We start from the raw sequence: 9,328 nt of genomic DNA on the forward strand, positions 1-9,328 counted from the left end.
ATCGCTATGCGCCGCATGTTTGAAGGGCTCGCGGCCGAACTGCGTAACCCCGGTTTCGCCAGCCAGACGCTGATCCAGTCCATGCTGATGGGCCTGGCGGTCGAACTCGTCCGCCATCTTGGGCCGCAGGATCTGAGCGGGGGGATGTCGCGCTGCGGGCGGCAGGTGCGCCATATCGTCGATTATGTGATGGACAATCTGTCGGGCCCACTGGGCGTCGCGGACATCGCCCGCGGCTGCAATATGAGCGTGCGGCATGTCGCGCGCGTGTTCAAGGATGGAACCGGCGTCAGCCTGGGCGAATTTGTCGCGACCAGCCGCATCGCTTTGGCCAAGGAATTACTACGCGGCGACACCGCCCGGATCAAGGAAGTCAGCTGGCGCTGCGGTTTCAGCAGCACATCCGCCTTTTCTGCCGCCTTTCGCGCGGCAACCGGCCAGACGCCCAGGGAATATCGCTGCCTGCCGATCCAGCTGCATTGACGCGCAAACTGTCGGGCAGCGGCCAAAACCTGTCGGGATACAGTCAATCAGGGCGCGCTCCCTTTAGGGTCCACCGCCGCTCCGTTAGCATCATCCCGCAATGACGTGCCCGACCAGGCACCAACATAAAAATAAACAGGGAGGATTTATGACCAAGGCCGTCACTCTGGGAACCATCGCCACAGGCGCGTTCATCGCCGCCATAGCGCAGCCTGCTTATGCTCAACAGCCGCAGTCCGGCGCGGAAGGCATTCAGGACATCGTCGTCACCGCCCGCCGTACTGAAGAAAGCCTTCAGACGACGCCGATCGCCGTCACCGCGCTCAGCCCGGAAGCGCTGACCACGGCCAAGGTCGAAAATGTCGTCGATCTGCAACGCACCGCACCGGGCCTGGTCATCGGCCGCGGCTCGGCCGGCGGCGACGGCATCGTCTTCGTCGCCATTCGCGGCCAGGGCAATCTCCAGCCGATCCTGGCCAATGATCCCGCCGTCGCCACCTATATCGACGGCATCTATATTCCCCGTCCCTCCACTGGCATGACCGATCTGCAGGACATTCAGCGCCTGGAAGTGCTGCGCGGGCCGCAAGGCACGCTGTTCGGCCGCAACACCACCGGCGGCGCGATCAACATCATCACCAGCGATCCCGACGATCAGTTGAGCGGCACGTTCAAGGCCGAATATGGCAATTACGACAATCTGGGCGTGTCGGCGAGCGTCAACGTGCCGCTGGCGCAGGGTCTGGCCATACGGGTCAGCGGCGCGATAAATGAACGTGAAGGCTATGGCACCAACCCGCTCAACAATCGCGATTTCGCCGACAACAGGTCGAAATTCCTGCGCGGCAAGCTGAAATATGATGGTGAAGGCTGGGATTTCACCCTGTCGGGCGACTGGAACCGCCAGTCCAATCATGGCCAGCAGACCGCACTCTGGGCCTTCAACCCCGCCATCGTTCCCGCCCCCTTCCAGCCCGGCCTGACCGCGGGGCTGCTCAGGAAGGCCGACTGGTGGGATAATACAGCCACCGGCACGTCGCTCGCGGCGGGCATCGGCACGCTGACGCCCGAAGCGCAGGCGCTGTACGGCGTGCAGCCGTTCAACACGCTCGAAGTCTATGGCTTTTCTGGCACGCTCAATGTCGAACTGGGCGGCCTGAACCTCAAATCGATCACCGGCTATCGCCACTCGATGAACTATGGCCTCAGCGATACGGACGGCACCGCCGTCCCGCTCCTAGGCACTTTCGCCGGGTCTGGCTCCTATTATGTCTCGCAGGAACTCCAGCTATCAGGCGACATCACCGATAGTTTGAGCTTCATCACCGGCGCTTATGCCGGCAAGGAAAGCGGCTATGAATTCAGCCGTTCGCAGATTTTCGGCGGGCTGATCCGCGACTCCAACGCGGACGTCACCAACAAGACGTTCGGCCTGTTCGCCCAGGCCTATTATGAGATCACGCCTACGATCCGCGCAGTCGGTGGCTTCCGCTACACCTGGGACACGCGCAACAGCGTGCTGCACAATGCGCAGGTTCTGGGCCGCCCCTATGATGTGGCCGTCGCAGGCACGCCCACCGGCATTAACTGCACGGTCACCCCATCGGAACCGGTGACCCCCACGACCTGCAACCAGGTCCAGAACGCCAAGTTCAACTATCCCGCCTGGAACCTGGGCATCGACTGGCAGGCGGCCGACAATATCTTCCTCTATCTCGCCACCCGCGGCGCGGCCAAGGCTGGCGGCTGGAACCTACGCGCCGGCGGTCTTCCCGCCTTCTCGCCGGAAAAGGTCAAGGATGTCGAGGCGGGCCTGAAGGTCGACCTGTTCGACCGGCGCGTGCGCTTCAACACCGCGATCTTCCACACCTGGAAGGATGATAATCAGGCGATCGTCAACAGCTTCGTCCCCGGCATCGGCGTCACCCAATATATCCAGAATAACGGCAAGGTCCGCATCTGGGGCATCGAAAATGAAATCACCGTAATCCCGTGGGAAGGGATGACGTTCAGCGCCAATGGCAGCTTGCAGAACGGCAAATATGTCAAGGGCAGCTTCAGCGAGACGCAGGTTGTCGCGGGCAGCGGCTGCACCAACCCCGCCGGCGTCGTCAATGGCTGCGTCGTCGATTTAAGCGGCCTGCCGCTGCTGCAATTGCCCAAGAGGCAGCTCAACATCAGCGCCACGCAGAAGCTGGATGTAGGTGGCGGCACGCTCGCCGTGACAGGGGCCTATGCCTATGTCGGGTCGCAGCATTTCGACGCGGTCAAGGCGGCGGAACAGGCCTCTGCCGCGACCAAGGCGGCCTATGATGTCGAAAACGCGCTGGGTAAGGTGCCCGGCTATGGCATCTTCAACGGCCGCATCGCCTTCAAGCTCGACAACCCCAATGTCGAAGTCGCGCTGTACGGCCGCAACATCACCAACAAGAAATATCTGCTGCGCCGCTTCCCCGACCTCTACCGGACGTTGGGCATCGCGGTGGCCTATGTCGGTCAGCCCGCCACCTATGGCGTGGAAACGACGTTCGAATTCTGACCGAACGGGGCAGGGGGCAGGGCCGACCTGCTTTCTCCCCAAAGCTGAACATGGAGAATAGACTGGCATGATGCGGTTGGAAAACAGGGTTGCGATCATCACCGGCGGCGGGGGGGGTATCGGGTCCGCCGTCGCCCGGCGCTTCGTTGCCGAAGGCGCGTACGTTGTGATCGCCGACCTGTTCGAGGATGCGGCTGTCCGCGCGGCGCAGCCCCTGGGCGACAAGGCGCTGGCGGTCCAGTTCGACGCAGCCGATCCCGCCTCGGTCAAGGCGCTGGTGGACCGCTGCGTCGATCATTTCGGCGGCCTACACATCTTGCACAATAATGCGGCGATGACCGACCCGGCCAAAAGCCCGCAGGACACCACCGCCGTCGACATTCCTATCGCCATCTGGCGCGAGATATTGGACGTCAACCTGACCGGCTATCTGCTGGGGTGCAAATATGCGATTCCCCACATGGTCGCGGGCGGCGGCGGGTCGATCATCAATACTGCGTCCAATTCGGGCAGCGCGGGCGACCTGGCGCGCATCGCCTATGGATCGTCCAAGGCCGCGATCATCGGCCTCACCAAATATGTCGCCACCCAGCATGGACGGCAGAATGTCCGCTGCAACAGCATCGCGCCCGGCGTGGTCCTGACCGAGGCGCTGGAAAAGACGGTGCCAGGCTTGAAGGAAATCATCCAGCGTCACATATTGACGCCTGAGTTTGGGACGCCTGACGATATCGCTGCGCTGGTCGCCTTCCTCGCGTCCGACGAATCGCGCTACATCACCGGCGAGAATATCTCCATCTCTGGCGGCGGGCTGATCCACCAGCCTCATTATGCCGACCTTTTGGCCTTCATGCAGGCAGCGGACTGACATGCCCGCCGCCTGCCGATCCTTAATGCGCGGCCCGGTGAAAATAGCGGATGGTCAGCTGTCCGTCCTCGACCTTGTAGGTTTCCAGGCTGGGCAGCGTCACGACGCCGTCCGGGGTCTGGAGCCGATTGGCGACATAGGCCGCGCCTTCGCTGCCGTTGACGATCACCTCGACCGGTTCGGTGATGCATTGGCCGCCATACTTCGTCCACATGTCGGCCATCGCGGTGGGACCGTCGATCGCCGGTGCGCCCACATATTCGATGGTGAAGCCGTCCGGCCCCATCGCTGCGAACAGCCGGTCCAGCTCCTCGCGCTTGCCCTCGTTCCACAACCGGTAATTGTCGCGGATCGCCTGTTCCAGATCCAGCGTCTCTGCCTCGTTCATATCCATCGCCTCCTTGTCTCGCGGTTGATCCGCGTCGCCGCCATCATGTGGCGGGCGGCCATGGCCGCACCTGTCTTTGGCAAGGGGAACCCTTGCCCTTTCACCCCTCGGAGATTTCCATGACCGCACTCGCGCAAAAGCCCCTGCCAGCCCATGTCCCTGCCGAACTGGCGATGGCCCTGCCGCTGTTCGCGCGCAAGGTGACCTATGACAATCCGCACGAAGTGCTGATCCCGCAAATGCACGCGGACCTGCCGGCGGTCACCTATGTCACCAACATCTTTCCCGGCGACCAGCCCGGCTGGCTGCTCAAAAATGCCGAAGACGTGCAGGCGATGCTGCGCGACGCCGACAATTTCACGAAAAACGGCATGGGCAAATGGGCCCAGAATATCGGTGAAAATTGGCTGGTGATCCCGACAGAGGCCGATCCGCCGGTCCACACCGCCTATCGCAAGGCGCTCAACAGCCATTTCGCCCCGCAAAAAATGTTCGCGTTGAAGGACCAGGTGCGCGAGCGCGCCCGCACCCTGATCGACCAGTTCAAGGACAAGGGCGCGTGCGATTTCATCGCCGACTTCTCCGAAAAATTCCCGATCTTCATCGTGCTCGACCTGCTCGGTCTGCCGCAGGATCGGATGGCCGAATTCCTGAAATGGGAAAAGGAACTGCTCCACAGTAACGACTGGGAAGTGCGCGGCAATGCCGTGCGCTGCGTCAAAAACTATCTGATGGAGGAGATAGAGGCCCGCCGGGTTGCGCCGCGCGACGATTATATCAGCAAGATACTGACGTTCGAGGTCGATGGTCGCCTGTGGAATGACGACGAAGTGCTCGGCCATTGTTTCAACCTCTATATCGGCGGGCTGGACACGGTGACGTCGCTGCTGGGCAACATCTTCGCCTATCTCGCCACCCACCCCGACAAGCAGAATGAACTGCGCGCTAATCCTTCGCTGATCGTGCTGGCGGTGGAGGAATTTCTGCGCGCCTTCGCCCCCGTCACCGCCTTCCGCATCGCGACCAAGGTGATCGAGATTCAGGGGCAGATGATTATGCCGGGCGACTATGTTGCGTTCAGCACGCCCGTCATCGGCCGTGACCCTGCCTTTTACGAAGATCCGCAGGCGATCCGCTTCGATCGCAAGGCACCCCATATGTCGCTTGGCAGCGGCATCCACAAATGCCTGGGGATGCATCTGGCGCGTCTGGAATTGCAGATCGCGGTGGAGGAATTTGTCACGACCCTGCCCGAATTTCGGGTCAAGGACGGGTTCCAGATTCCCTATTTCGTGGGCAACATCCTCCACGTCCCCGACCTGCACCTGCAATGGGGCTGATCGCGGCCAAAAGCGTCCGTCCAGACCGCCAGGGTTGACGCAGGGGGCGGCGGCATCGCAGGACAGGCGATGCCGCCGGGAGAAGACGTGACGCAATGATAGAAATCATCCCCCTGACAGGGATTGGGGAGGTCCAGCCGGGCGACGATCTGGCGGACGTCCTGCGCGGCGCGCTGGATCGGCGCGGCATCGAACCGCGCCCTGACGACATATTGGTCGTGACCCAGAAAATCGTGTCGAAGGCGCAGGGGCGCTTCGTCGCGCTGGACGATGTCGTGCCCTCCGATGAAGCGATCAGGCTGGCCGGCATCACCCGCAAGGACGCCCGGCTGGTGCAACTGGTGCTCGACGAATCCAGCGCCATCATCCGCGCCGTGCCCCATGTGCTGATCGCCCGGCACCGGCTGGGCCATGTCATGGCCAATGCGGGCATCGACCGCTCGAACATCGGCGCGGGGACCGGCGATCGCGCGCTGCTCCTGCCGATCGACCCGGATGCGACCGCCGCGTCGCTGCACCGGCAACTCGCCATGCCCGTCATCATATCGGACAGTTTCGGGCGGCCCTGGCGCATGGGCGTCGTGGCGGTCGCCATCGGGGCGGCGGGCCTGCCCGCGCTGGACGACCGGCGCGGCGAAATCGACCGGGATGGCCGGACCCTGGAAGTCACCCAGATCGCCCTTGGGGATATCATAGCCACCGCCGCCTGCCTGGCCACGGGGGAGGGGGCGGAGGGTATTCCCGCCGCCCTGCTGCGCGGCTATGCAGTGACGGGCGCCTCGCGCCCCGCCGCCGACCTGGTCCGCCCGTCGCACGAGGATCTGTTCGCGTGAAGCGCGTCGTCGTCCTGACCGGCGGGGTCGGCGGGGCCAAGCTTGTCCTCGGCCTCTCGCACATCCTGCCGCCAGACACGCTGACCGCGATCGTCAATACTGGCGACGACTTCCGGCATCTGGGCCTGCATGTCTCGCCCGATATCGACACTTTGCTCTACACGCTGGCGGACAAGGCCAATACCGCGCAGGGCTGGGGCCGCGAAGGTGAAAGCTGGGCCTTCATGGCGGGGCTGCGCGAACTGGGCGGCCCGGACTGGTTTGCCCTGGGCGATGGCGACATGGCGCTCCATGTCTTGCGCACCCATGCCCTGGCGCAGGGGGAAAGCCTCTCGCAGGTCACGGCCCGCTTCGCCGCTCGCTGGAACATCCCCATCCGCATCTTGCCGATGAGCGATCAGCCCGTCGCCACAATGCTGGATACCGATCGCGGCCGCCTGGAGTTTCAGCGCTATTTCGTGGAACAGCGGTGCGAACCCGCCGTGCGGTCCATCCTGTTCGATGGCGCAGCGGAAGCGGCGCCGGCCCCGGGCGTCGTGGATGCGATCCTGGCGGCCGACGCGGTCCTCATCGCCCCGTCCAATCCCTTCCTCAGTGTCGCCCCCCTACTGGCCGTGCCCGCCTTGCGGTCGGCGTTGGAGCATACTTCTGCGCCGATCGTGGCCATATCGCCGCTGATCGGCGGCAAAGCGGTCAAGGGACCGACGGCGAAGCTGATGGGTGACCTCAACATGGCGGTCGATAATGACAGCATCGCGCACCACTATGCCGGGCTGATCGATGCCATGCTGATCGACAGCGGCGATCGGTGCGACGCGCCGGGCATCGCCGTTGCGCATTGCGCGACATTGATGACGACGCTGACGCACAAAATGCGGGTGGCGCAAGCAGCGCTCGATCTGGCGGCCGGATTGCGCGCCTAATGGTATGGACCGCGATCGTCCCGTGGAAACAAGGGCCAGACACCAAATCGCGGTTGAGCGCAACATTGGACGTGCCGGAGCGACAGGCATTGGCCGCTGCCATGGCGGAGGCGGTCATTAGCTGCTTGTCCGACTTGCCATCCATTGCCGCCGTGCATCTGCTCGCCCCCGCCGCTGTTCCGCGTTGGCTGTGCCAATGGTTGCGGGACGAGGGGCGCGGACTGAACGAGGAGTTGGCGGCGGCGCGGGATGATTTGGGCAATGGGCCGACCATTGTCGTTCATGCCGACCTGCCCTGCCTGACCGTCGACGATGTGGAGTCCCTTTTGGCCGCAGCGGCAGCGAGCGGCGCCGCGTTCGCGCCGGATCGGCACGGGCGCGGGACCAATGCAGTCGCACTTGCGGACAATCGCCCTTTCCAATTTGCCTTCGGGCCGGACAGCCTGGCCCATCATCGGCAACAGCGCACCGATGCCGCCATTATCGTGCGAGCGGGGCTAGGGTTCGACGTCGATACGCTCGATGATCTAGATAAGTATCGAGACATGCTTAAATAACAGTAGAGAGTGAATGTCGGCTTCGGTTGTATCGTCCTCCCGCAACCACACCAACGCACACAATATGCCCGCCCCTCAAAGGCGGGCTTTTTGCCGTCCAAACTGAAACCACCGAAACTGACATTTCACAAAGCTCCGACGCGAAAGCGCCGGGGCTTTGTGTATTCTCGTCCAGGACTCTGCCAAACTCGCCGTAGAACATGGCGTTGACCTCACCACGCTTCGCGCCGGGCGTAAGCTCGATCAGCTCGATCAGCGCCTATAACGGGGTACTATGTTGAAAACCTATTAAAGCGCTTTTCGATCAGTCCAGATCATATTCGCACGAGCTGAAGTAGTTGGCGCATTCTCCGGGCTGGAAGATATCCACGAGCCTGCCGATGAGGTCCCAGAGGCCGCTCACCGTGCGCTCGCCGATCTTCCTGAGCATGGCCTTGAGCTTGGAGAAGGCTTTCTCGATGGGATTGAAGTCTGGGCTGTAGGGCGGAAGGAAGCGCAAGGTTGCGCCTGCCGCTTCGATCCGCTCGCGCACCGATGCGCGCTTGTGGCTCGACAGGTTGTCCATGATGACAACGTCGCCGAGCCGCAGTTCGGGCACGAGAACATGGGTGACATAGGCTTCGAACCAGTCGCCGTTGATCGGGCCATCGAGCACCATTGGCGCGACCATTCCGGTCATGCGCAATCCGGCAACCAGCGTGGTCGTCTTGCGGTGGCCGTGCGGGAAGCCCATCCGCAGGCGCTCGCCCCTGGCGCAGCGGCCATGGCTGCGGGTCATGTCGGTCGCGGTCCAGGTCTCGTCGATGAACACGAGCCGTTCGGGGTCAAGATCGAGCTAGCCATCGAACCAGTCATGTCGTTGGCTCAGGACATCGGGGCGGTCCTGCTCGATTGCATGGCCAGTCTTTTTTGCGCGTCATACCGTGACGAACGAAGAAGCGGTGAAGCCCGGCCACCGAGACGTGCAGGCCCAGATCGATCAACGCCGCCCGCAGTTCTTCAAGCGAGATGTCCTTGCGCGCTTCCCATATGGCGAGGATTTCAGCCTGCCGCTCCTCGATCCGGCGCGATCGCATATCGCCACCCTGAGGCTTGGGAGCAAAGCTGCCGGTCGTACGCCGCTGATCCTGCCAACGGATCGCTGTCGAGGGCGCTACACCAAACCGAGCCGCCGCAGCACGACAACTCATCCCGGCATCGATCGCCGCCAGAAGCCGCTTACGTAAATCCATCGATAGAGGTTGGCCCATCCATGCTGGCCTCCTTCACCAGCACAGACTCTGAATCAGAAATCACGCCCCGTGGAAATCCCTCAACGATTCATAACGGTCGAAAACCGCTTGTCTTATGACTTTGTGGTCCGTTCGGGTCAGGATGCGATGTCCGGTCCGGGGTGG

The 9,328-nt window shown here is 62.8% G+C and carries 8 protein-coding genes and 1 pseudogene; 7 read left to right on the top strand and 2 right to left on the bottom strand.

From position 1 onward, the window contains the following. From IL54_RS24130 to IL54_RS10780, 3 genes are all read left to right on the top strand, one after another. On the top strand, positions 1-483 hold a 483-nt coding region (locus IL54_RS24130), incomplete at its 5' end, for a helix-turn-helix domain-containing protein (protein ID WP_037478346.1). 148 nt (positions 484-631) lie between these two features. Continuing rightward, on the top strand, positions 632-3,022 hold the full coding sequence (locus tag IL54_RS10775) for a TonB-dependent receptor (RefSeq protein ID WP_037475552.1): 2,391 nt from the start codon (positions 632-634) through the stop codon (positions 3,020-3,022). A 67-nt stretch (positions 3,023-3,089) separates the two neighbouring features. Next, complete coding sequence (locus IL54_RS10780; RefSeq protein ID WP_037475554.1) at positions 3,090-3,890, top strand: SDR family NAD(P)-dependent oxidoreductase; 801 nt, start codon at positions 3,090-3,092, stop codon at positions 3,888-3,890. A gap of 22 nt (positions 3,891-3,912) precedes the next feature. On the opposite strand, the gene IL54_RS10785 is transcribed toward IL54_RS10780, so the two are convergent. Beyond that, on the bottom strand, positions 3,913-4,278 hold the full coding sequence (locus IL54_RS10785) for a nuclear transport factor 2 family protein (protein WP_037478348.1): 366 nt from the start codon (positions 4,276-4,278) through the stop codon (positions 3,913-3,915). Between the two features lie 119 nt (positions 4,279-4,397). Here IL54_RS10785 and IL54_RS10790 point away from each other — a divergent pair, with 119 nt between their 5' ends. From IL54_RS10790 to cofC, 4 genes are all read left to right on the top strand, one after another. Then, on the top strand, positions 4,398-5,618 hold the full coding sequence (locus IL54_RS10790; protein WP_037475556.1) for a cytochrome P450: 1,221 nt from the start codon (positions 4,398-4,400) through the stop codon (positions 5,616-5,618). A gap of 95 nt (positions 5,619-5,713) precedes the next feature. Further along, entirely contained in the window at positions 5,714-6,451 is a 738-nt protein-coding gene (gene cofE / locus IL54_RS10795) for a coenzyme F420-0:L-glutamate ligase (RefSeq protein ID WP_037475558.1), read from the top strand. Beyond that, positions 6,448-7,374, top strand: a complete 927-nt coding sequence (gene cofD, locus IL54_RS10800; RefSeq protein WP_037475560.1) for a 2-phospho-L-lactate transferase — start codon at positions 6,448-6,450, stop codon at positions 7,372-7,374. Before cofE ends, cofD begins: the two co-directional genes overlap by 4 nt. Continuing rightward, positions 7,374-7,931, top strand: a complete 558-nt coding sequence (cofC, locus tag IL54_RS10805; RefSeq protein ID WP_037475562.1) for a 2-phospho-L-lactate guanylyltransferase — start codon at positions 7,374-7,376, stop codon at positions 7,929-7,931. The genes cofD and cofC overlap by 1 nt, the downstream gene beginning before the upstream one ends. A gap of 304 nt (positions 7,932-8,235) precedes the next feature. On the opposite strand, the pseudogene IL54_RS23685 reads toward cofC, so the two are convergent. Next, positions 8,236-9,181 (bottom strand): annotated as a pseudogene (locus tag IL54_RS23685) (IS630 family transposase). Between the last annotated feature and the right edge of the window lie 147 nt (positions 9,182-9,328).

Origin of the sequence: Sphingobium sp. ba1 (assembly GCF_000743655.1) — a bacterium.
Classification (GTDB): Bacteria; Pseudomonadota; Alphaproteobacteria; order Sphingomonadales; family Sphingomonadaceae; genus Sphingobium.

Coding starts and splice junctions, on each gene's coding strand:
- IL54_RS10775 (WP_037475552.1), top strand. CDS start 632: ATGACCAAGGCCGTCACTCTGGGAACCATCGCCACAGGCGCGTTCATC.
- IL54_RS10780 (WP_037475554.1), top strand. CDS start 3,090: ATGATGCGGTTGGAAAACAGGGTTGCGATCATCACCGGCGGCGGGGGG.
- IL54_RS10785 (WP_037478348.1), bottom strand. CDS start 4,278: ATGAACGAGGCAGAGACGCTGGATCTGGAACAGGCGATCCGCGACAAT.
- IL54_RS10790 (WP_037475556.1), top strand. CDS start 4,398: ATGACCGCACTCGCGCAAAAGCCCCTGCCAGCCCATGTCCCTGCCGAA.
- cofE (WP_037475558.1), top strand. CDS start 5,714: ATGATAGAAATCATCCCCCTGACAGGGATTGGGGAGGTCCAGCCGGGC.
- cofC (WP_037475562.1), top strand. CDS start 7,374: ATGGTATGGACCGCGATCGTCCCGTGGAAACAAGGGCCAGACACCAAA.